The 21793-nt window shown below is 43.6% G+C and carries 21 protein-coding genes and 1 pseudogene; 8 read left to right on the forward strand and 14 right to left on the reverse strand.

All coding sequences use genetic code 11. The annotated features are described in order from the left end of the window. Nucleotides 1-20 precede the first annotated feature (20 nt). Entirely contained in the window at nucleotides 21-635 is a 615-nt protein-coding gene (locus JKP82_RS09325; RefSeq protein WP_159533663.1) for an RraA family protein, read from the reverse strand. Between the two features lie 285 nt (nucleotides 636-920). Here JKP82_RS09325 and JKP82_RS09330 point away from each other — a divergent pair, with 285 nt between their 5' ends. Further along, nucleotides 921-2981: a M13 family metallopeptidase gene (locus JKP82_RS09330; protein WP_159533665.1), complete on the forward strand. Its 2061-nt coding sequence runs from the start codon at nucleotides 921-923 to the stop codon at nucleotides 2979-2981. A gap of 173 nt (nucleotides 2982-3154) precedes the next feature. After that, complete coding sequence (locus tag JKP82_RS09335) at nucleotides 3155-3850, forward strand: lysoplasmalogenase (RefSeq protein ID WP_159533667.1); 696 nt, start codon at nucleotides 3155-3157, stop codon at nucleotides 3848-3850. 64 nt (nucleotides 3851-3914) lie between these two features. Here JKP82_RS09335 and JKP82_RS09340 read toward each other — a convergent pair whose 3' ends face one another. The 6 genes from JKP82_RS09340 to JKP82_RS09365 all read right to left on the reverse strand — a co-directional run bounded on the left by JKP82_RS09340 (nucleotide 3915) and on the right by JKP82_RS09365 (nucleotide 9423). After that, nucleotides 3915-4316 (reverse strand): ACT domain-containing protein, encoded by a 402-nt coding sequence (locus JKP82_RS09340; RefSeq protein WP_159533669.1) that lies wholly within the window; start codon nucleotides 4314-4316, stop codon nucleotides 3915-3917. An 89-nt stretch (nucleotides 4317-4405) separates the two neighbouring features. Continuing rightward, a complete protein-coding gene (gene dbpA / locus JKP82_RS09345; protein ID WP_159533671.1) occupies nucleotides 4406-5788 on the reverse strand; it encodes an ATP-dependent RNA helicase DbpA in 1383 nt (460 codons plus the stop codon). Further along, nucleotides 5785-7158, reverse strand: coding sequence for a substrate-binding periplasmic protein (locus tag JKP82_RS09350; RefSeq protein WP_159533673.1), 1374 nt, complete (start codon nucleotides 7156-7158; stop codon nucleotides 5785-5787). The genes dbpA and JKP82_RS09350 overlap by 4 nt, the downstream gene beginning before the upstream one ends. After that, on the reverse strand, nucleotides 7125-8174 hold the full coding sequence (gene pyrC / locus JKP82_RS09355) for a dihydroorotase (protein ID WP_159533675.1): 1050 nt from the start codon (nucleotides 8172-8174) through the stop codon (nucleotides 7125-7127). Before pyrC ends, JKP82_RS09350 begins: the two co-directional genes overlap by 34 nt. A gap of 28 nt (nucleotides 8175-8202) precedes the next feature. Then, entirely contained in the window at nucleotides 8203-8760 is a 558-nt protein-coding gene (locus JKP82_RS09360) for a PhnA domain-containing protein (protein WP_159533677.1), read from the reverse strand. A gap of 84 nt (nucleotides 8761-8844) precedes the next feature. Next, nucleotides 8845-9423, reverse strand: a complete 579-nt coding sequence (locus tag JKP82_RS09365; protein ID WP_373996593.1) for a lipocalin family protein — start codon at nucleotides 9421-9423, stop codon at nucleotides 8845-8847. A 98-nt stretch (nucleotides 9424-9521) separates the two neighbouring features. On the opposite strand from JKP82_RS09365, the gene JKP82_RS09370 reads away from it, so the two are divergent. The 4 genes from JKP82_RS09370 (at nucleotide 9522) to JKP82_RS09385 (ending at nucleotide 13638) form a co-directional block, all read left to right on the forward strand. Further along, nucleotides 9522-10472 (forward strand): aldo/keto reductase, encoded by a 951-nt coding sequence (locus JKP82_RS09370; RefSeq protein WP_218396761.1) that lies wholly within the window; start codon nucleotides 9522-9524, stop codon nucleotides 10470-10472. A gap of 50 nt (nucleotides 10473-10522) precedes the next feature. Next, nucleotides 10523-10906 (forward strand): SMU1112c/YaeR family gloxylase I-like metalloprotein, encoded by a 384-nt coding sequence (gene gloA2 / locus JKP82_RS09375; RefSeq protein ID WP_218396763.1) that lies wholly within the window; start codon nucleotides 10523-10525, stop codon nucleotides 10904-10906. A 322-nt stretch (nucleotides 10907-11228) separates the two neighbouring features. Continuing rightward, nucleotides 11229-13178 carry an alpha-amylase family glycosyl hydrolase gene (locus JKP82_RS09380; protein ID WP_159534725.1) on the forward strand — a complete coding sequence of 650 codons (1950 nt, stop codon included), beginning with the start codon at nucleotides 11229-11231 and terminating at the stop codon, nucleotides 13176-13178. Nucleotides 13179-13428: 250 nt separating this feature from the next. Next, a complete protein-coding gene (locus JKP82_RS09385; RefSeq protein WP_159533683.1) occupies nucleotides 13429-13638 on the forward strand; it encodes a hypothetical protein in 210 nt (69 codons plus the stop codon). 55 nt (nucleotides 13639-13693) lie between these two features. Here JKP82_RS09385 and folE read toward each other — a convergent pair whose 3' ends face one another. The 4 genes from folE to JKP82_RS09405 all read right to left on the reverse strand — a co-directional run bounded on the left by folE (nucleotide 13694) and on the right by JKP82_RS09405 (nucleotide 16519). Continuing rightward, a complete protein-coding gene (gene folE, locus JKP82_RS09390) occupies nucleotides 13694-14377 on the reverse strand; it encodes a GTP cyclohydrolase I FolE (protein ID WP_057795639.1) in 684 nt (227 codons plus the stop codon). 418 nt (nucleotides 14378-14795) lie between these two features. Beyond that, nucleotides 14796-15473, reverse strand: coding sequence for a DUF799 domain-containing protein (locus tag JKP82_RS09395; RefSeq protein ID WP_218396765.1), 678 nt, complete (start codon nucleotides 15471-15473; stop codon nucleotides 14796-14798). Nucleotides 15474-15477: 4 nt separating this feature from the next. Beyond that, a complete protein-coding gene (locus tag JKP82_RS09400; protein ID WP_159533687.1) occupies nucleotides 15478-15828 on the reverse strand; it encodes a DUF4810 domain-containing protein in 351 nt (116 codons plus the stop codon). A 28-nt stretch (nucleotides 15829-15856) separates the two neighbouring features. Beyond that, on the reverse strand, nucleotides 15857-16519 hold the full coding sequence (locus JKP82_RS09405) for a CsgG/HfaB family protein (RefSeq protein ID WP_159534727.1): 663 nt from the start codon (nucleotides 16517-16519) through the stop codon (nucleotides 15857-15859). Between the two features lie 393 nt (nucleotides 16520-16912). On the opposite strand from JKP82_RS09405, the gene JKP82_RS09410 reads away from it, so the two are divergent. Both JKP82_RS09410 and JKP82_RS09415 read left to right on the forward strand, forming a co-directional pair. Continuing rightward, on the forward strand, nucleotides 16913-17977 hold the full coding sequence (locus tag JKP82_RS09410; protein WP_159533689.1) for an agmatine deiminase family protein: 1065 nt from the start codon (nucleotides 16913-16915) through the stop codon (nucleotides 17975-17977). Beyond that, on the forward strand, nucleotides 17964-18857 hold the full coding sequence (locus tag JKP82_RS09415) for a carbon-nitrogen hydrolase (protein WP_159533691.1): 894 nt from the start codon (nucleotides 17964-17966) through the stop codon (nucleotides 18855-18857). The genes JKP82_RS09410 and JKP82_RS09415 overlap by 14 nt, the downstream gene beginning before the upstream one ends. 102 nt (nucleotides 18858-18959) lie before the next feature. On the opposite strand, the gene JKP82_RS09420 is transcribed toward JKP82_RS09415, so the two are convergent. The 3 genes and pseudogenes from JKP82_RS09420 to JKP82_RS09430 form a co-directional block, all read right to left on the reverse strand. Next, nucleotides 18960-19763 (reverse strand): metallophosphoesterase family protein, encoded by an 804-nt coding sequence (locus tag JKP82_RS09420; protein WP_218396766.1) that lies wholly within the window; start codon nucleotides 19761-19763, stop codon nucleotides 18960-18962. Between the two features lie 186 nt (nucleotides 19764-19949). Then, nucleotides 19950-21110, reverse strand: a pseudogene (locus JKP82_RS09425) (IS30 family transposase). A gap of 136 nt (nucleotides 21111-21246) precedes the next feature. Continuing rightward, on the reverse strand, nucleotides 21247-21792 hold the full coding sequence (locus JKP82_RS09430; protein ID WP_218396768.1) for a hypothetical protein: 546 nt from the start codon (nucleotides 21790-21792) through the stop codon (nucleotides 21247-21249). Nucleotide 21793 lies beyond the last annotated feature (1 nt).

Genomic DNA, 21793 nt, shown 5'->3' on the forward strand with positions numbered 1-21793 from the left:
CTCGGGTTTAAAACATCGGCTTACTCCTCTTTGTAGCCTAAGTTTGTCAGAATGCTCTCTACCTTTGCACTATGCTGCGCTTGCCACTGCTCAAGTGTCATGGCTGCATCTTTCTCACCACGGGCAAAGGCTATATCAAAAGCTTCTTGTGCTTGCGCTTGTGGAATTACCGCAATACCCTCTTCGTCAGCCACAATAATGTCACCGGCATTCACTGTCACGCCACCACATTGAATGGGCTGATTAAGGGGCGATGTACACTTTTTAGCACCTGGCTTAGGCACTACACCACGGGCAAAGACAGGGAATTGATTTTCTCTAGTTTCTGCTAAGTCTCTAATAACACCGTCGATAACAAACCCTTTAATGCCTCTAGACTGCGCAATTGCACACACGTTACCGCCCGCCACCGCGAATTTATCATCAGCTTCAACCACGATGATATCGCCGGCGTTAGCGCGATAAATGGCCGCGTGAAGCATAAGGTGATCTCCTGCCTCACATTTCACTGTAAACGCAGGGCCAGCAATACGTGGTATAGGCTGCCATAACGGCTTAATTCTATAATCCATAAACTGCTCCCGTGGCAATGCATCGGCGTACTCGCAAGGTGACACGGTATCGAATTGAATCATGTAAATTCCTTCAGCGTTAAATGGAGTGTAAAGGTGGATTTGCCTGCCCTATGTGGTCAATATATCGAAATTACACACAGAAGTTGTTACAAGCTATGTATTTTCACTATAAGTGCTTTTTCTAATGGAAGGGGCGTGATAAATATTAACGTAAGAGAATACTGTCTTTCATGTCTTATTCGATAGGCCATGGGTCAGTATTCAGCCAACGAGATATGAACTTAACGACATAAATTAATAACGACTTGGTTCACACACAAGCTTATAAAATAGGAATAACAATCCATGTTGAAAAGCGTAGTTAGCTTAAGTGTTGCATTAGCACTAACCGCATGTAGTCCGCAAAACACACAACCAGAAAGCCAAGCGCCAACCGCTGTATCGCAACAGCAAGAGTTGAAGTCAGGCGTGAACAAAGAAAACATGGATTTAACGGCCGATCCAGGCAACGACTTTTTCCAATACGTGAATGGCACGTGGGTGGATAACCTTGAGATCCCAGCCGACAAATCAAGTTATGGCGCTTTCACGATTTTGCGTGATGAATCTCAAGACCATGTGATGAAAATTATTAAAAGCTCTGCCGAAGGCGACTTCGCAGATGGTACCGATGAGCAAAAAGTGGGCGACTTCTACCGTGCTTACATGGACACGGATACGCTTAATGAGTTGGGTATAAGTCCAATTAATGCCGACATTGAAAAAATTGAAGATATCACTAATTACGATGAATTAGCTGCATACTTTGCCTATGCCATCCGGTACGGCTATGTGACCCCTTTCAACGTTGGTCAAAATGCAGATTTCAAATCGCCAGAATCTTATATGATTTATACATGGCAGTCTGGCCTTGGCCTGCCTGAGCGCGATTACTATTTTAAAGACGACACCAAATCACAAGAAATCCGCGATGCCTACGTTAAACATATTGAAACCATGTTTACCCTCGCTGAATTTGATGCGCCATCAGATAACGCACAAATGTTGTTTGATATGGAAAGCCGTATTGCTGAGCTTCATATGAAGAAAGAGGAAGTACGTAATTGGGCGGCTAACTACAACAAAGTGCCTGTGTCAGAACTAAGCACTCTTATGCCTAACTTCCCGTGGTCATTATTTCTTAAAAAAATGGAATTAGACGATGTAGACAGTATTGTATTTCTTCAAACTGATTTCATGAAGCAAATGGATACTTTCATTACTGAAACCTCATTGGAAGATTGGAAGGTATTCTTAAAATGGGGCTTACTTAATGCCTCAGCCAGCCGTTTGAGTGAAGATTTCGACACCGCTAATTTCAATTTTTACAGCAAGACATTACGCGGAGTTGAAGAGCCTGAGCCACGCTGGCGCAGAGCTGTTAGCCTTTCTAATGCCCATGTAGGTGAAGTTATCGGTAAAGTTTACGTGAAACAATACTTCCCGCCTGAAGCAAAAGAGCGCATGACCGAGATGGTGAGCAATCTTTTACTGGCATATAAAGACAGTATTGAAAAACTAGATTGGATGACAGACGAAACGCGTGAGCAGGCGTTAGACAAACTATCTAAATTTACCGTGAAGATTGGTTACCCCGATACGTGGAAAGACTATTCTCAGCTGGTCGTTAAAGGCAGTGATTTATTTGGTAACTTAAAGCGCTCGGCTGATGTTGCCTACGAAGAAATGCTCAAGAAACAAGGCGGCCCAGTATGGAAGCATGAGTGGGGTATGACGCCTCAAACCGTTAATGCTTACTACAACCCAACGGCGAATGAAATTGTTTTCCCAGCAGCCATACTTCAGCCGCCATTTTTCGATATGAATGCAGAAGACGCGGTAAACTACGGTGGTATTGGTGCCGTTATCGGACATGAAATTGGTCATGGTTTTGATGATTCAGGTTCGACGTTTGATGGCGATGGCGCGTTACGAAACTGGTGGACTGATACAGACCGACAAGAATTTGAAGCGAGAACGGCGAAACTTGTCGAGCAATTCAACGAATTCGAAGCCCTGCCAGAACTCTTCGTTAACGGTGAATACACCCTTGGGGAAAACATTGGCGACTTGGGCGGTATTAGTATTGCGCTTAAAGCCTATCACTTAACCTTAGAGGGTGAAGAAGCCCCTGTTATTGACGGTTACACTGGCGATCAGCGCGTATTTATTGGTTACGGCCAAGTATGGGCAAGCAAGTATCGTGATGAAGCCTTACGCAACCAAATTCAAACCGACACCCACTCACCAACAAAATTCCGTACTAACGGTGCATTGCGCAACGTTCCTGAATTTTACGAGGCGTTTGATGTTACCGAGGAAAATGATTTGTATTTACCGCCAGAAGAGCGCGTAAAAATTTGGTAATAGGTATTGGATAGTGTTATTGAAGAGGCGGCAATTCATTCATTGTCGCTTTTTTATATCTGCATTGAATGTTTGAATCGTGCCTAAATCGTACGAAAATCGATAGCATTGATTCGCTAGCCACGTTGGCCTGATAGCTGCAGATTTACTATGGTTTTTCGGAGCTTAATACTATGAAGTTTGCCTCGCATTTACGCCACTACTTGAACGGCGCAAACCTTTATCTTCTATTTTTAATAACAAGTTGCTTTTATCTCCTCACCCTCACGTTAGCTTCTTACCCTTTTCAGTTTTTGCCTAAGGTATTGCCTATTTGCATATTGCTCGTTACTAGCATAACGATGCTACAAGGTCGCTTTCGCCAGCTCATTTCATTGGCTATTATTGCCAGTGGATGTGGCGATGTATTCCTAGCAATACAGCTTGAAAACGGGTTTATATTTGGGCTAATTAGCTTTTTAGTTGCCCACATTATTTACATCGTGAGTTTTTGCACGCAGGGGACTATGAGCTTGTCGACTATGAACAACTCGTTAAACCGATGGCGCTTAGTAGGCGTGCTCGGGGTTATTGTCTTTGCTCTCATTATTGGACGCCATATATTGCCCAGTACTGGGCAGCTATTTGTACCTGTGTGCGTGTACTTAGCGGCTATATCTTTAATGGGGATCACTGCGCTAGTATTTAACATGAGTAACACCATCGTATTAGGCGCTTTTTGCTTTATTTGCTCTGACAGTATTCTGGCGCATTCCCTATTTAAAGAACCCTTTCCCTTATCTAGCTTCCTAGTAATGACAACATACTACCTTGCACAATTTTTTATCGTGAAAGGGGCGGTTAGTTATCAAGGTTCGAGCGCTAGCTAGCTTTTGTTCTGAATCTGACGGATTAAGGGTTTGCGCTTTAGGGGGAATGCGTGAGGCTTATGGCTTATGAAGGATTGGCCAATTCAAGCAATACTGCAATGGCTTCATCGGCTCGGCCAACCGGAACGAAAATATGGTCGTGATAATAGCCAGCTACCACATTCGCGCTAATATTAGCCCGCGTAAGAGCAGCCGACATTGCTGCGGTCATACCTACCGCATCTAAACTTGAATGGACATTGCACGTGATGCGCTTAAAGGTAATGTCTACAGCAAAGCCTTCGTTACTTGCAAAAGATGATTCAAGAATAAGGGTTGTACCTTCATCTTCTTTATACACCATTAAGGCATTGGCCAGTTGAGTTGGCGAAACAGCGTAAGGCACGCTCACAAATACAAACGCTTCAATGCTTAACACTGGCTGAAGTGTTTGCAATAAGGTATTTAAATCTGTTTCGCCTGACATGAAATCGCCTTTACTCTGCCTATTGAACTCGTTAAATATACTTGCATAGCATTTGTTCTATACGCTTAGGCTATTATAGTTGATATCACCTATAACTTACGCGCTCTTACTCGTTTGCCTTTAATTTTACCTTCGCGGAAGTGATTCATAGCACGCTTTACACTACGCAACTTAACCGCAATAAAGCTTTGGCTATTTTGCACCGCAATTTTGCCTACATCATCGCCTGGTATGCCTGCATCTTTAGTAAGCGCACCAACTAAGTCGCCAGGACGAAGCTTTTGCTTTTTACCTGCACTCAGTGAAATGCAGCTAAATTCAGGTTGGATGATTCGATTTTTATGGAAACGTAAGCCTTGTGCACCTTTTAGCGGAATATCAGTACCTTGTAGCACTTCAATTTTACGCAAGAAATGTTCTTCCTCGTCGCCCACTAACGTTATTGCTGTACCTTCAGCGCCCGCACGAGCGGTACGCCCAATACGGTGAATATGTGTTTCCGGCTCTTCGCTCACTGTGTAGTTAATTACACAAGGAATATCATCAATATCAAGCCCACGTGCGGCTACATCAGTAGCAACCAGCACTTGTAGTGCGTCACTAGCGAACTGATTAAGAACTGCTGTACGCTCGTACTGCTCCATTTCGCCTTGTAAACCTGCTGCGCTAAAGCCATCTTCAAGTAACGACGCGACCACTTCGGTCACTTGTACCCGACGGTTACAAAACACGATAGCCGTTTTAGGCTGAGAATCGGTAAGAATTGCTTTGAGCGTTTGTATTCGTGTGTGCGCAAGTACGTTGTAACCAATTTGAGTAATCGACGGTTTGTTCGACTCATCACTTTCAACCTTACAAATCACTGGTTCGGTTAAATACTGATCGGCAATACGCTCAATTTCTTCCGTATAAGTAGCAGAAAACAGTAACGTTTGTACGCCCTTCTTCATCGGTGAAAAAATGACTTTTAAGTCATCTTCAAAGCCCATGTCTAGCATGCGGTCGGCTTCATCAAGCACGCGTAAACGTACATCTTTTAGCATCAGCCTGCGCTTCTCTACGTGCTCCATCACGCGACCAGGCGTGCCCACTACAACATGAGCGCCGTGCTTAAGCGACTGAATTTGAGGACCCATAGGTTGGCCGCCACAAATGGTCATCACTTTTATATTGCCAATTTGCTTTGCAGCATTTCTATACTGCACGGCAACTTGATCTGCCAACTCTCGCGTGGGGCACAATACCAGTACTTGAGTGGCAAATAATGTAGGGTCAATCTTTTCAAGCGCCGGTATTACGAAGCAAAGCGTTTTACCACTGCCTGTTTGCGCTTGCCCAATAACATCGCTTCCCGCTAATGCATGAGGTAAAGACTGTGCTTGAATAGGCGATAAGGTAAAAATACCTTGTGCATCTAACGCTTTTGTAATCGCTGGATTTATTTCCAACTGCTTTATTGTTTCAATTGTCATTTCTGTTTTTTCCAAAGATGCACAACACCATTTTCAATATGATGGGCAACATTGTGATTATTATGAACGGCTTCACTCCATTGTTGAGAAGTTTGCCTAAATTTCTTACTTTTTTTAATTTTCGCTGACGTGAGTTTAAGCATTTCTACTAACACCAGCGACGTATCGAGTTTAGATAATGCCAAGTAGGCTGAAGACACTTTATATGGTGCGACTTGTTTTATATCGTTACACCGTGTCTTATCAACACACCCGAAATCTATAGCACCTTGAGAAGCAAAGATGACATCCACCTCATTGCTTAAAAGCGCATTCACTATTTCCTTCCAGCTACCGTACGCCACCGTGTGGAAGCCCCTTGCACTAGCCACCTCGAAACGGTAATCATTCTTTAACGTACCCACCCGCATTGTAGAAGGAACGTCATCGATATTGCGGTATGAGTGTTGATCTATACCAAACAAACCATGCAGATTACGGGATATAGGTGAAATCCAATGAAATACAGGCTCTCTTTGCGCAGTGAGAACGATAGAAAAAACCAGTACATTTGGCTTGGAAATCGCTTCTTTCGCGATGCGCTGCCAAGGGGCGTAGAGTATGGGTGAAGCAATACCCGCATCATCCAATACATCTCTAACGAAATCAGCAGCAATACCTTCTAACTCATTATGCTCACCCACTTCACTGAAAAGCGGAACCAAATCTGAAATGATCCACAAATCGCTGGAATCAACGTTCAACTCGCCAACAAAGCTCAAAATACCGAATGAAAACACATGCTTTGATGTGCCGAGTTTCTCAGCAACGCTATGTTGTAGTTCTTTATAGTCAGCAGACACTTTATATTCACTCGCCGCTAAGGAGAGAGATTCTGCTAACGTTTTATTTTCTTCGCTATTTTTTAAGGCTACGTAGCTTAGACTAACGTTTCCGTTACCTGCCCCTGTATTATTACTACACACTGACACCGCTTTTTCACATGCAAATGCCGCAATGGCGGTCACCCAGTAATACTGATGCTCATTTTCTGGGGTTCTTCGCACTCCAGCATATAGACGGGGCGAAGGCATGAGCCCCTCAAAATGACCAGCGGCTTTTGAATCGGTAGTTGCACCGATAACTGAAGATTCAGGTAAATCGAACTGCGTTTGATAACCCGCTAATAAGGCAATCTCTTTGACTAAACGTTGCTGATAATGACTTAGCCATTCAAAATGCGTACTGGCGTCTTCAACAGAAGACACCTGTATTACTGCGTTTTCTGCCCGAACTGCTGGATGCGCTACCGAATTTATCACTAGCACAAGCAGTACAAGGCATTTGGTTAGTCTGGCTAACGTGTTTGGAAAGTATCTTTTAGTTTCCATTGAAGCGTCTGCCCTGCATAGAAAGGCACCATATCGGTACCATCAGCCAACGTGACCTCTTCAGGTACTGTCCACGCTTCTTTTACTAACGTCATTGTTGTGTTGTTTCTTGGTAATCCGTAGAAATCGGCACCGTAGTTACTGGCGAACCCTTCTAACTTATCTAATGCGCCCAACTGCTCGAACACTTCGGCATAAAGTTCGATGGCAGACCATGCGCTGTAGCAACCTGCACAACCACACGCGTTCTCTTTTTTATGCTTTGCATGAGGTGCTGAATCAGTACCTAAGAAGAATTTGCTGTTACCGCTGGCGACCACATCTTGCAGTGCTTTTTGATGTGTATTTCGCTTTAACACTGGCAAGCAATAGTTGTGTGGTCGAACCCCACCAACCAGTAAGTCATTGCGATTTAACAATAAATGCTGCGGAGTGATTGTCGCTCCTACGTTGGCGCTAGCATCTACCACAAAAGCTGCTGCGTCTGCGGTAGTAATATGCTCAAATACTACTTTTAAGTTCGGAAAAGCCGCCACGATAGGTGACAAGTGCGTATCGATGAACACTTTTTCACGGTCGAAGATATCAATATGCGATTCGGTAACTTCACCATGGATAAGCAGTAGTAACCCGTGAGCCTCCATGGCTTCAAAAACAGGGTATAACGCCTCGATACCTTTTACTGCAGCATCTGAATTGGTCGTTGCGCCAGCTGGGTATAGCTTACACGCCGTTACGCCAGCGGACTTCGCATCAGCAATATCTTGTACTGATGTGGTGTTCGTCAAAAAGAGAGTCATTAGAGGTTCAAAGTTGCTGCCGGCTGGGCGAGCCGCTTCTATCCGCTGTTTGTAATCAACCGCCATACTTGCATTCACCACAGGTGGAACTAAGTTGGGCATAACAATGGCACGCTGGAAACAACGGGCTGTAGCTGGGACAGTTTCTGCTAACATTTCGTTGTCACGAAAATGTAAGTGCCAATCATCGGGGGTTCTAATCGTTAGCGTTTGCATAACCGAAAGCTCTCTTCTTTAAGACCAATTAAGATTTTTTTGTATAAGCCGCGATAATAACAATGCGGGTACCATTCACTTTACCTTCAATATGCAAAGGATTATCGCTTAGGCTAATGCCTCTTACTGGTGTACCGCGCTTCGCCGTAAAGCCAGCTCCCTTCACGGTAAGATCTTTAACAAGGTGCACATTATCACCAGCTTGCAGTGCAGCACCGTTACAATCAAGCGTCGCTTCTTGCTCAATAAGTCCCGCTTCAGCCCACTGTTTAACATCGTCTTCTAAGTAGGCCATGTCTAACAAATCTTGTGCCCAGCTTTCACCGCTTATTTTATTAAGCATACGGTAAGCAACCACTTGAACTGCGGGTGTGGGTGACCACATGGCGTCATTAAGACAACGCCAGTGGTTGGCGTCTATGTCGGCTTCACTGTTAAGTTGATCTCGGCAGGTTTGGCAAGTAAGTATCGCGCAGCCAGCAGTTTCATCTGGTGACTCGGGTACCATGTAAACGTCTAAATTTTCGGTGTTCTTACACAACTCGCAAGCGTTATCCGCTCGATTGAAAACAGCTTCTTGAAGCACAGCAAATGTCCCTACAATATTTTGCCGCAAAGTATACCACAATTCGACTAAATAGGGGCTGGCAAAAACGTCTGCTTCTCACTATCAAGGCGTGTCGTGAGAGACCCAAATCAATTTGCTAGTATCGAAGCCGTTCTGCGTAGCTTGGGCTAAAAGGGCGTCGATAGTTTCTTGAGGTAAGGTCTTTTCTCTCGCTAATATCCACAAATAGTCTCTATCAGGCCCTGTTATCATGGCATATTGATAGTCTTCTTTGTCTAATGCCATCACAACATAACTGGCATAGAAAGGACCAAAAAATGATACTTTCAAATGCGCAGTATCGGCCGTTGATACAAAATAAGCTTTCCCTTCAGCCTCATCCCACTTTGCTTCTTCTTGAGAATAACCTCGGTTGATAACCTTTACGCCACCATCGCCGCGCATAGCGTAGGTGGCCGTCACATTGGATAGCCCCTCTTCAAAACTGTGATCGTAGCGCGCTACTTCGTACCACTGACCTAAATAGCGGTCTAACTCAAATCCTTCCACCGGCTTGATGCCATCTGGTATTGATGTACATCCAACCAACGTAAATAACATGGCTACACTAAACCATTTTTTACTATGCTGGCTAAACAATCGGCGAAAAATACCTTCATACGTATTCAATGTGTTAAACATCGACTAATCCCCTAGCTTCATCTATATATGGCTTACTTTAGCAAAATAGCACGTTATTGTGACTGCCAACGCAGTTGCACATTTATTTGGAGTATAAGATGCAAAACTATTTCCCAAACGCAAGCAGACTCGTCTATGGCTGCATGGGCCTTGGTGGTGGCTGGAACAACGAAGCAGCAACAAAAGAACATGTGTTACAAGCACACCAGGTAATAGAACAAGCATTGGCTCTTGATATAAATGTGTTCGATCATGCAGATATCTATACTTTTGGCAAAGCTGAAACAGTGTTTGGCAAGGTTTTAAAAGAAAACCCGTCGCTGAAAGAACGTATGATTCTGCAATCTAAGTGTGCGATACGATTCGAAGATGATTTAGGACCAAAGCGCTACGATTTCTCAGCAAAATGGATTGAATCTTCGGTAGAAGGTATCTTGCAGCGTTTGAACATTGAGCAACTTGATATTTTGCTGCTTCATCGCCCCGATCCGTTAATGGAATTGGACGAAGTTGCTACCACGCTTTCTTCCTTGCAACAACAAGGTAAGATAAAGCACGTTGGCGTTTCAAACATGCATGGGCATCAAATGGCGTACCTTCAATCGGCGCTTTCAAGCCCAATTGTGGCGAACCAATTGGAGATGAGCTTAGCGTTTCGAGACTGGCTAGAAGATGGTGTTACCACTAATAGCCCGGCAAACCGTAACTCTGGTTATGCACCAGGTACACTTGAGTATTGCATGATGAACAAAGTGCAACTTCAGGCATGGGGAAGCTTGGCACAAGGCAAGTATACGGGCGCCAGTACCCACAACGATACTGATGCCGCTACGGCTGCATTAGTCAACTCTCTGGCCGCCGAATACGAGACTAGCCCAGAAGCCATCGTATTAGCTTGGTTAATGCGCCATCCTACCAATATTCAACCGGTGCTCGGTACAACCAATATTGAGCGTATAAAAGCTTGTCATAAAGCAATGAATGTTAAACTGACTCGCGAACATTGGTACTTATTGCTTGAAACCGCTCGTGGACAAGAGATGCCATAGGGTATGATTGTGTGCAGCACCCTCGGGTCATGCTTTAACGGAGTTTACTTATGTTAAAAGGAATTCACCACGTCGCGCTAATTTGTAGCGACTACCCTGCGTCTAAACGCTTTTATACCGACATTCTTGGCCTTAGCGTTATTGCTGAAAATTATCGCGAAGCGAGAAAATCATACAAGTGCGATTTAGCATTACCCGATGGCGGTCAACTTGAACTATTTTCGTTTCCTGGTGCGCCAGCGAGGCCCTCAAGGCCGGAGGCTCAGGGGTTGCGTCACTTGGCGTTCAGGGTAGACGACATTGATGAGGTCATTGCGCATTTAGCCACAAATAAGGTGCAATGTGAGCCCATTCGCGCAGATGAATACACCGGGAAACGGTTTACCTTTTTCGCTGACCCCGACGGTTTACCGCTTGAACTCTATGAAATGTAGTTTTATGTAAGTGTTTCTGTGTAACCGGCTTGGTACGAAATGTACCTCTGCACTATTAGATAAAAAAAAAGCAGGCTTAGCCTGCTTTTTTTAAGACTTTATGCCGCTAATATTTAAAGGTTTTCGCAGTACATCAAACAATGAAGGGTATGGTACTAAACAGATAAGTAGATTCATTTGCAAACCTAAACTACAATACAACTTAATCGATTAAGTTCGTCGTGACAATTTTCGCTAGAATTGTCGAAAACGCAAATTAAACTGAGTTTACTTTGCCACGCTTTTTGTAAGGTAGTTTTAAGGTAATAAAATGGAACAAGCTATGAACTATGCCGCTGATAGTAATGTTTGCCTAAATCGTATTATGGCAAGCACTGATTTATCTATGCTAACTAAAAAAGATGCCGCCTTATTTACTCGCCGAGTTAAAACGCATTTTGGCGACTTATTCGATAAATACATCACTATTTACGGCCACCAGTTCGACTGTTACTTTCATCTTCAACAGCTTATCAATGTGCTGCGTGACGGTGTTAAAAACCGCAAACCTGCGCTGAAAAAAATAGATAACCTTCGACTTCAATCTCCTAACTGGTACAAAGATGAAAACCAAGTAGGTATGGCGCTTTACGTAGACCTTGCTGGCCCAACCATCAAAGATTTACACACGCGTATTCCTTATTACAAAGCGCTCGGGATAACCTATCTACACTTAATGCCGCTTTACGATTCACCTAAAGGAGACAGCGATGGCGGTTATGCTGTATCTGATTATCGTAAAGTGAACCCTTGCTTAGGGACTATGGAAGATCTTGAGTCGCTAGCGGCCACACTACAAAAAGAGGGAATAAATCTCGTCCTCGATTTTGTGTTTAATCATACGTCAGACGAGCATCATTGGGCGAAAGAAGCATTAGCGGGAAACAAACAGTTCCAACATTACTACTACTTGTTCAACGACCGCACGTTGCCAGATCAGTTCGAGCACACGCTTCGAGAAATATTTCCTCAGGTTAGGCGTGGAAGCTTCACTTTTAATGAACACATGCAAAAGTGGGTATGGACCACATTTAATAGTTTTCAATGGGATTTAAATTACAGTAACCCCGAGGTGTTTAATGCCATTACCGGAGAAATGCTATTTCTTGCGAATATTGGTTGTGCAGCACTGCGACTAGATGCCCTTGCATTCATTTGGAAAGAAATGGGAACTGACTGTGAAAATCAAGAAAAAGCCCATCTGCTCATTCAAGCCTTTAACACCTGCTTGCAAATTGTTGCGCCAGCGGTGGTGTTTAAGTCTGAGGCCATTGTGCACCCCGATGAAGTGGTTAAATACATTGGTAAAAACGAGTGCCAACTTTCCTATAACCCGCTATTAATGGCATTGTTGTGGAACAGTTTGGCTACCCGTAAAACACGCCTGTTGACGCGCTCAATGCAAAAAAGCTTTTCGATTAGCGATGAATGCACTTGGGTTAACTATGTGCGTTGCCATGATGATATTGGGTGGACGTTTGACGATAATATTGCCAACGAGCTTGGCGTGAACCCGCATGACCACCGTTTCTTTTTAAATCAATTTTTTACGGGTAGGTTCGAAGGTAGCTTTGCTAATGGTGTACCATTTGCTGAAAATCCATCTAACGGCGATTGCCGTGTATGTGGCTCTCTAGCCTCACTTTGCGGCTTAGAAGGGGCACTTGACACCAATGACCAACAAGGCATTGAAGATGCTATTAAGCGCATGCTTCTTATGTACGGCATTACCTTTAGTATCGGCGGTATTCCCTTGCTGTATTCAAGTGACGAGCTCGCTAAGTTAAACGACTATGATTATTTGAACGACCCTTCAAAGCGCCACGATGACAGATGGGTTAATAGGATTGCTATAACTCAACAAGATACTGAACTTGCGCTTTCTGAGCCAAGCAGTCAGCTAACGGCAGAACAAGATGCCAGCTTGCTGGTATTTCGAGGCCTGCAAAACATGTTAGCGATAAGACGTAGTAACCCTATCTTCGGTGCATCACGTACTACCATTGTGGACAATGACAATCAACATTGCTTCGCTTATATAAGAGAAAACGATTCGGGTGAAAAGCTATTGGCTATTTGTAATTTTAGCGAACAATCACAGCAAATAACCGGTGGCTTACTCGGTGCGCTTGGGCACAAGCCCGCCACCGACTTACTTACCGGCAACGTACTGAACGGCAACGAATCAACAATCTCCCTCGCCCCCTTTCAACAGTATTGGCTAAAGCAATAACGGTACTTTCAGCCCCTATTCTTTTCGGCGGCCAGTAATGGACAATGTATTTTCTTTTACTCTGCCGCAACTTAGCGAGATTCTAGCGTATTCCTCAGGCAACCTATCAATTTACGACTATAATTTAGTAAGAGTAATCGATTTGCTAAATAGCATCGTATTACTGTACGAATAGACGCAGTCATTCAACACTGAAGCTTAAAATATGCAGTCACCATATGGATATGGATGAAGCTTAAAAGGACAATATATGAAGCCCGAAACAACCCTAGAATACATGTGCCCATACTGCGGCGCTTTCAACGACTTTTCTGAGCACACCATTCGCGATATGTATCAAGAGCAAGTTGAAACTTGTGGGTGTTGCAAAAAGAACTTAAGCCTTATCGCAGCAAATGGTGTAGAAGGTCGTATCAACCTTATTATCAGCGAACTAGAAACAGAGTTTCATTCAAAATAAAAAACCGCTCTAAGAGCGGTTTTTAGTGACTGTCGTTCGTGTTTCTAAAAGAAGGTTAACTAAAAAATGCTCTTCGCAATTCCACATCAGACAAAAATTTTCCACCTAACGCAGACGTCTTAGTGTACGAATTAGTATCGCGTATCCCTCTGGCTTTCACACAATAATGCGTAGCATTAATGCTTACTGCTACGTCATCGGTGGATGCTAAGGTCTGGATGGCAACAAGTACTTGCTGCGTTAATCGCTCTTGCACTTGAGGGCGCTGTGCAAAAAAACTTACTAAGCGGTTTAATTTCGATAACCCGATAATAGTATCTTTGGGGATATAAGAAACGGTAGCGAGACCATCAATAGTCACAAAGTGGTGTTCGCATGTGCTTGTTAAACTAATATCTGACACTTGAACAGGCTGATCAAGACGCATCTTATTTTCGATTTGGGTTATTTTGGGAAAATTACGATAATCCAAACCGCCAAAAACTTCGTTCACGTACATCTTAGCAATTCGGGTTGGCGTGTCGTGCAAACTGTCATCGGTAAGATCGAGCCCAAGCGTATTCATCACGTCACGCATTGCGATTTCAATCTTCTGACGTTTTTGCTCGTCGGACAAACCGTTCGCCACCATAGGCGTTTCAAGCCCTTTTTCTTCAAGCGCTGCTCTGACACGTTGTGCCGATTCAGAAATTGATGGCTCTAGTGCGTCACGCACAATTACCGCTTCTTTTGCTAACATTAACCCTATCCGTAAATACTTCTTTACCCTTAAACGTAATCAACACGATTAAGGCTAACTTGATACCAAGATGCAAATGACAATACCGCCTGAAAGCCAACGCAAGACTACTGAATAGCATGATTACGGCCAAGGCATATAACTACGCTTTGGCAAAGGTTTGGCGACATCTAATGGCCATATTTTAGCATTCTAGCGGCTATTGATCGAGCAAATGCTGAGATTAGCCTCATCTGAAAATGCTATTAAGGGCGTGTTTTATAGTTATTCAGATAAAACGCTCTTTAAGGGGAATAAGATCAAAAAACAAACGACTAGTAATAGCCACTAGGAATAGTGGCACAGTGTCACTCACTCAAATAGCGCTTCGTTTATGAAAACAAAGCGCCATGAAAAACAGACCAAAATTCAAGCAATATTAATTAGCACTTTCACTTGGGGTAGGTTGGCCATACTTCGGTGAGCGAGGACCGAACAATAAACCGTTGTGACTTTCTGCCGACAGCAAACGGTTAGACGTTAATGCTGCAATATCAAAACCTCTATCAGTTACTGTTTCGAAAATCTGACTAACGGCAGCTTGAACTAACATACCCACAAGGCCACCTGAGTTGGCGTTCTGGGTCTCAGCTGATGAAGCCGTTGCCATTCCTTCCCAAAGCACAGTATTGCCTTTTAAATCCATTAACGACGCAGATACTGTGACTCTCGTTTCGCTCGAGATAACTACGTAGCTTGTGCCATAATCTGTGATCGTGACGTAAAGCGCTGTATCAGCACCAAATATTTCATGTAATTTCGTTGTCGGAACAGCATGAATATCTTCTGCTACCGTAAGCCCATTGTTTTTAAACGTCTGGTCTACTAACGCTACTGGAAAGACATAAAAGCCAGACTCTGCAATGGGTCGAGCAAGTTGAGACATCACGCTGTAAGGTGCGATAACTTCAGGCGTATTGTTAATTGGAGGTAATACCACAACTGACGCAGGCGCAGCATTTTTAAATGCAGTGTAATCATATGCTGGTGGAGCACTAACACAGGCTGTTAATAAACTTATCGCCATAAATGAAGCAGCTAATTTAAATACATTCATTTTACTAGACTCCTTTGGCGTTAGATGCGTTTAATAAAAAGTCGATATATTGCGCAGACTCCGGAAACAACGCCTTTTCTTGTTCAAAATGCAGTGTCCCTCTATCCCCATTCCCGCTTTCGAAATACAACATTCCTAAGTGTGCATGAATACCAGGAGCAATGGCTTTATCTTGTGCGGCCGCTTGCTCTATTGCTTGTTGAAGCACAGTAATCTGCGCCTCCAGCGATACATCTTCAGATTTAAAGTAGCTATACACGGCACTATTGTATTCGCCATAGTAATAAAGCGGCTCAGTGGTTTTACAACCAACTATACCTAGGGCAAGTAAGGTTATTAGTATCATTTTTTTCATTATTTTTTACTCACGACCTTTTATTGTTTTAAATTGCCCAAGCACCAGACTCTAAGCCATCAACTAAATTGTTCACTACTTCGCGAATGGCTAAATCAAGCACTTTTCCATTAAGCGTTGCGTCGTAGCTAGCGGTACTCCCAAACCCAATAACTTCACGTTCAGACAAACTATATTCGCCAGCTCCTGCTACGGAGTAAACTACTTCAGATGTTGTTACATCTACTACATTTAGAGTGACTTTTGCATAAGCAATTTGAGATTTCCCTTTACCTAGAAGACCAAATAATTGCTTATCACCGATGGCTTTGCGTCCAAATTCGGTAACATCACCTGTTACTACAAATCGTGCGCCAGCTATCGATTGCGTAGTACCTGAGCGAGATGCTTCAGTGGCAAGCAAATCCATATTGTCGCGATCGAGAACACTAAAGCGATTTGTTTGCTGCAAATGCCCCATCAAGGTAGTTTTTGCTTGGTTGCCTAACCGGTCCTGACCATTTGAAAAGATGCCATTTTGAAAGTTAGAACGATTTACAAATTGCCCCACAACCAGCTTACTTTTGGTGCCCGTATACTGAGAGTTGAAGCTTTCCACTTTTGGGGTTTCAACCACTTTTGAAGAGGTACTAGCGCAACCAGAGACTACGGCAATAGCGACAACAGCTAAGGTAAGAACCTTAATACTCATTAATTTTTGAAATTGCATATCACATCCTTTTATTATCAAATTCACCTTGGTGAAATTTATATTTCCTGCAAGCTAAGCACATTAAATACGTTGTTGCCCCGTTATACCAGCCTCTGATATAGGTGCCAATTAAAATAAAATGTCGAATAATGCATGAATTGATGTTGCAAACCTGATCATCGAAATACAGGCTAGAAATACTAGGAAGCTCACCTCATAAACATCAGAAAGCTTAGCTTGATAGGAGCAGCAGAAGAATTGTCACAAAATGTGTCGAAAGAACAAGTCGCTGTTGTAATCGTGACAGCCAAAGAATTTCATCAAGTTTGCTATTGGTTGGCGTGAGTAGGATAGTTATAATCCACGCATTATTTATTTCTATCGAGAATAAACATGCAAGGTAGTCGTAAACTGGTTCCTGAATGGGAAACCGTTGATGCTGTAATGCTGGCGTGGCCGCATGCAGAAACCGACTGGGCGCCATGGCTAGAAGAAGCCCGTGAGACCTACTTGAACGTGATTGCGGCGGTCAACCGTTATCATGCGGGTGTGATATTGCTGTGCGCCCCTGACGATGTTGATAATGTGCAATCGCGTTTAGGCGATCACGCACGTGTGCTGATTGTGCCTGCGTCTTATAACGACACTTGGGTGCGTGACTACGGTTTTTTAACCTGTCGCGATACAGAAGGTTTTGGGGCGCCAGTAGAGTTTCGCTTTAATGGTTGGGGTGAAAAGTTTGATGCCAGTGAAGACAATATGGCTAACCAACGCTACCTTGCTTCATTGTGTAAATTGCCCCTTCGAAGTAGCCCAGTAGTGGCTGAAGGTGGCGCGTTAGAAATTGACGACCTAGGCCACTTGCTTAGCACCTCTCAGTGTTTATTAAACCCTAAGCGCAACGGTGATATGACTATCAATGATTACGCTGAAACCTTTAACGACATGCTAGGCTGCAAAACGTTTACCGTGTTAGAACATGGTCACCTTGAAGGTGACGATACTGACGGGCATATAGATACCCTTGTGCGTTTCACGCCAAATAAAGGCCTAGTTATTCAAGCGGCTGATAATCGCAAAACCGACAGTCATTATGCAGGGTTAAGTGCGCTTTGTGATGAGTGCGCCAGTGCAATGCCTGAGCACGAACAATATCGATTACCACTACCCAATATTGTTAACGACGAGGGCGAGCGTTTACCTGCATCGTATGCCAACTTTTTGATCTGTAATCGTGCGGTGCTCTTACCTATTTACGGGCAACCTGAAGATGAAGCGGCGATTAGCCAAATGCAGCAGGCTTACCCCGACCATATTATCGAGCCTATAGATTGCTCGGTGTTGGTGAAGCAATTTGGCAGTTTACATTGTATTTCCATGCAGGTACCCACAAATACGTTGAAAGAATCTGTTATTTCCACCTTCTCAAAAGGAGTGTCTGTACATGCAACGAACTAAGCTAAAGATAGGCTTGGTACAACAGTCTGTTGCTGATAACGACAAAGCAACTAACTGGAACAAAAGTGCTGAGCAAGTCGCGAAACTCGCCGCTGAAGGCTGTGAGTGTATTTTGCTGCAAGAACTTCATAGCACCCTTTATTTTTGCCAGCAGGAAGATACCGACGCCTTTGATTTAGCCGAACCTATTCCAGGTGCTGCAACAGATTTCTTTGGTGACCTGGCTGAAAAACACAATATTGTGTTAGTAACCTCTTTATTTGAAAAGCGCGGTTCTGGTCTTTATCACAATACCGCTGTGGTATTTGATAGAAGCAAAGAGATTGCCGGTAAATATCGCAAAATGCATATTCCTGACGACCCAGGCTTTTACGAGAAGTTTTACTTCACACCGGGCGACATGGGCTTTACGCCAATTGAAACCAGCGTGGGTAAATTGGGCGTATTAGTGTGTTGGGATCAATGGTATCCAGAAGCCGCACGCTTGATGGCAATGGCTGGCGCTGATTTATTGTTTTACCCAACGGCAATTGGCTGGGATAGCACGGATACTGAAGAAGAGCGTAGCCGCCAGCATGGCGCATGGGAAACCATTCAGCGCTCACATGCGGTAGCAAACTCGGTGCCGGTCATCGTAGCAAACCGCACAGGCTTTGAAGCATCACCTGTTGATGGCGACCCAGGCATTCAGTTTTGGGGGCAAAGCTTTATTACGGGCCCGCAAGGTGAAATTCTAGCGAAAGCAGAAGCCGAAGGTGAAACTACCCTTTCGGTAGAGCTAGATTTAACCCGCACTGAAAAAGTAAAACGTATTTGGCCTTATTTCCGTGACCGTCGCATTGATGCATACGAAGACTTAACCAAACGCTGGCGCGATTAGCACTAACGGCCTTATATTCTTTTACAAGGCTTTACCACGAATTAAAACGGGCACTTAGTTGCCCGTTTTTTTATGGCGCTCAGCATTATGAAAATTTGCCGATTAAGCTTTAAAAATCGTACCGTCATACAACATATAGCAAGCGCGGGATTTTTTGGATGCTAGCGATAACATGACCTCTTCATCCACATCTAAGCCCCCTGTGAATTGCCCAAAAGCTGGCATGATAAATAAGTCTTCAGTCACCACGAAGCACTTACCGGAAAATCGACGACGGGAAATAGTTTTACGTATTTTAGGATGATAATGGCCAATGACTTGCGACTTAGCTTGGAGCTTGGCTTGTGGCTTAGCTTGCACCCCATCCTTTATACTTGGTTCTCTTTCATGTGGCTCTGTTCCACTTGATTCTGGCTCACGTGGTTCTGGATCATGGATTTCTGGCTCATGGCGAAACACCACTTCATTTCGTGCAATTTCATGGCAAGGGTTGCCAGGAATACCTTCAGGTAAGTCGGGGTCGTGATTCCCTTCTACCCAATCCCAGTGGGGAACGTTATTTATGATATCGCATAAAAGGTTTCTGTCTTCAGCGGTCATACGAGACATACTATGTTTATCGTGGAAACTATCACCTAAGCTAATCACCCGAGCAGGGTTGTAATCGCTAATAATGTGCTGCAAACGTTTAAGCGTGGCAACGGAATCTACACTTGGCAGCGGATTACCATAACTACGCAAGTAGCTGCCCTTTTCAAGGTGTAAATCTGATACCACCAGCCAGTCAAGCGCAGGCAAATACGCCACACCTCTGGCATCTAACAACCAAAGCATCTCTGCAAATTTCACAATACTAATACTACGCAACGCCACCTGTGAAGATAGCCACTGCTCACTGATTGCCAATTACTGACCTCTTTGAAAATGCTTTACTCAGTGCATTATACGCATTCCAGCCCAATTATGCTTAATTGAGCGTTTTGGCTGAATGAGGAATACTATGGAACTTGGATAACAGCAGCTCACGTTTTGCTTGCTACTTTACGTTATTGAATTTCGACCTACTTGGAGAGTCTGTTATAGACCTTGAGTTCAATCAATGGGCGCAACACATCGGTTAAATTTCTGTGCTGGTGTTTCATAGTCTAACGTTTTTCTTGGTCTTTCGTTAAGTTGTCTCGCTACACTGCTAAGTTTTTGTTGGCTGTGTACTGATAAGTCGGTACTTTTTGGAAAATACTGCCGTAGTAATCGATTGGTGTTTTCATTGGTACCACGTTGCCACGGTGAGTAAGGATCGCAAAGATAGACTTTTATATCAGTGGCTAGAGTAAATTGTTTGTGGTCTTTAATTTCTCTCCCTCTGTCCCAAGTTAGAGATTTATATAGTTCCTTAGGTAGCTTTTGAGCGTGTTTGATAAGTGCAGCAATCACGATCGACGTTTTACTACTATCTACTTTCGCCAGCATTACGAATCGAGAGTGCCTCTCTACTAGTGTCGCTATGTAACTGTTGTTAGAGCCACATATAAGGTCGCCTTCCCAGTGACCAGGTATCGCTCTATCTTCAACTGATGCAGGTCGTTCACTTATAGAAACGGCATCAGGGATTTTGCCTAGACCTAATCTTTTCAGTGAAGATTGACGAGATTTGCGAACCACTCTTTTTTACCGCAAACACTTTTGCAGCTCTTTCTTTAGAGCGCCTCGCGTCTGAATGAAGAGTGTTTTATAGATGGTTTCGTGAGACAGGTACATTTCCTGATTATCGGGGTATTGTCGCTTTAACCAACCTGCAATTTGCTGTGGTGACCATGCCCTTTTAAGCTTAACGGCTATCAGTTTACATAACTCTGGGGAGCCAATTAACTTACATGGCTTAGGTCTCAATGCTTCGTCCCATGCTCGTTCTTCAGCTTTTACGGAACGGTAGTGCTTCAATCCACCATTTCTTGTTACTTCACGGCTAATTGTAGATGGCGCTCTAGACAAACGTCTGGCAATTTCTCGAATGGATTGTTTACCGACTAAGCATCGTGATATTTCTTCTCTTTCATCAAGCGAGAGAGACTGTGGATGTCTTTTTCGTTCTGGTGGCCGATACCCACCAGTTTGATAAATGGTTGGCATAATAGAAGAATGAAAGCGGTCAAACATTCTAGCGATATCATGCAGCGAATCACCTCGCTTATATCTGTCCCAAATAAGTGCTTTCTGTTCTGGTGAGTAATAGATACGTTTTCTTTGTTTCATGGCAACATTCCCCCTTTAATAAGGATAGCGTTGCACTCACCAATTGAACTCAAGACAAGGAGCGGACGGTCAACGTCTGATAACCGGTGCAGATTTGCTGCTTACAGCGCCGAAGGGGGCGTAATTAATTGACTCATTATACGGCTTCTCGATATTCGTATACGCTTGTATCTGCATTGAAAACCAAACCATCTATATATTTTACTATATTGAACAAGCCTTCCTTTTCTCTATCGAAGTCGGTAATCGACTTAGTATTTGTGTTGTACCACTCTCTTGGATCTGGAGTTGCATGAACATTTCGATGCCTATTTTTGCAGATTTCATTTAAATAACTTACATCTCTGTTTGTGTAGCTAGTTCCGCGGCCTTGGAGAATGTCGAAATCGAGCTCACACTCAAACAGTTCCTTAATATTCGAGAATTCAGGATTATTAAATGATTTCAACCTTGTATATAGCTCATCGAGAGCGTCTTCGTCGTCGCCTCGCATAACTGCACAATTATATACAATGTGCTTTACAGAGCCCTCTAGAAAGCGAGTAGCCATAATATAGACAGTCAAATCAAGTAAAGACTGAATCTTTATAGCTGCGTGTGTGTTAGGTCTGTGTAGTAAAGCAGATTGTATGCACCCATCTAGGCTGCTTTTCAGTGTTTGAATGTCTGGCGAGTTAAACATT

It is taken from the genome of Alteromonas lipotrueae (assembly GCF_019249215.1).
Lineage (GTDB): Bacteria > Pseudomonadota > Gammaproteobacteria > Enterobacterales > Alteromonadaceae > Alteromonas > Alteromonas lipotrueae.

Coding starts and splice junctions, on each gene's coding strand:
- JKP82_RS09370 (WP_218396761.1), top strand. CDS start 9,522: ATGCAAAACTATTTCCCAAACGCAAGCAGACTCGTCTATGGCTGCATG.
- JKP82_RS09325 (WP_159533663.1), bottom strand. CDS start 635: ATGATTCAATTCGATACCGTGTCACCTTGCGAGTACGCCGATGCATTG.
- JKP82_RS09415 (WP_159533691.1), top strand. CDS start 17,964: ATGCAACGAACTAAGCTAAAGATAGGCTTGGTACAACAGTCTGTTGCT.
- dbpA (WP_159533671.1), bottom strand. CDS start 5,788: ATGACAATTGAAACAATAAAGCAGTTGGAAATAAATCCAGCGATTACA.
- pyrC (WP_159533675.1), bottom strand. CDS start 8,174: ATGCAAACGCTAACGATTAGAACCCCCGATGATTGGCACTTACATTTT.
- JKP82_RS09405 (WP_159534727.1), bottom strand. CDS start 16,519: ATGAGTATTAAGGTTCTTACCTTAGCTGTTGTCGCTATTGCCGTAGTC.
- JKP82_RS09410 (WP_159533689.1), top strand. CDS start 16,913: ATGCAAGGTAGTCGTAAACTGGTTCCTGAATGGGAAACCGTTGATGCT.
- JKP82_RS09430 (WP_218396768.1), bottom strand. CDS start 21,792: ATGTTTAACTCGCCAGACATTCAAACACTGAAAAGCAGCCTAGATGGG.
- JKP82_RS09380 (WP_159534725.1), top strand. CDS start 11,229: ATGAACTATGCCGCTGATAGTAATGTTTGCCTAAATCGTATTATGGCA.
- gloA2 (WP_218396763.1), top strand. CDS start 10,523: ATGTTAAAAGGAATTCACCACGTCGCGCTAATTTGTAGCGACTACCCT.
- JKP82_RS09335 (WP_159533667.1), top strand. CDS start 3,155: ATGAAGTTTGCCTCGCATTTACGCCACTACTTGAACGGCGCAAACCTT.
- JKP82_RS09330 (WP_159533665.1), top strand. CDS start 921: ATGTTGAAAAGCGTAGTTAGCTTAAGTGTTGCATTAGCACTAACCGCA.
- folE (WP_057795639.1), bottom strand. CDS start 14,377: ATGTTAGCAAAAGAAGCGGTAATTGTGCGTGACGCACTAGAGCCATCA.
- JKP82_RS09395 (WP_218396765.1), bottom strand. CDS start 15,473: ATGAATGTATTTAAATTAGCTGCTTCATTTATGGCGATAAGTTTATTA.
- JKP82_RS09340 (WP_159533669.1), bottom strand. CDS start 4,316: ATGTCAGGCGAAACAGATTTAAATACCTTATTGCAAACACTTCAGCCA.
- JKP82_RS09400 (WP_159533687.1), bottom strand. CDS start 15,828: ATGAAAAAAATGATACTAATAACCTTACTTGCCCTAGGTATAGTTGGT.
- JKP82_RS09385 (WP_159533683.1), top strand. CDS start 13,429: ATGAAGCCCGAAACAACCCTAGAATACATGTGCCCATACTGCGGCGCT.
- JKP82_RS09350 (WP_159533673.1), bottom strand. CDS start 7,158: ATGGAAACTAAAAGATACTTTCCAAACACGTTAGCCAGACTAACCAAA.
- JKP82_RS09365 (WP_373996593.1), bottom strand. CDS start 9,423: ATGTTTAACACATTGAATACGTATGAAGGTATTTTTCGCCGATTGTTT.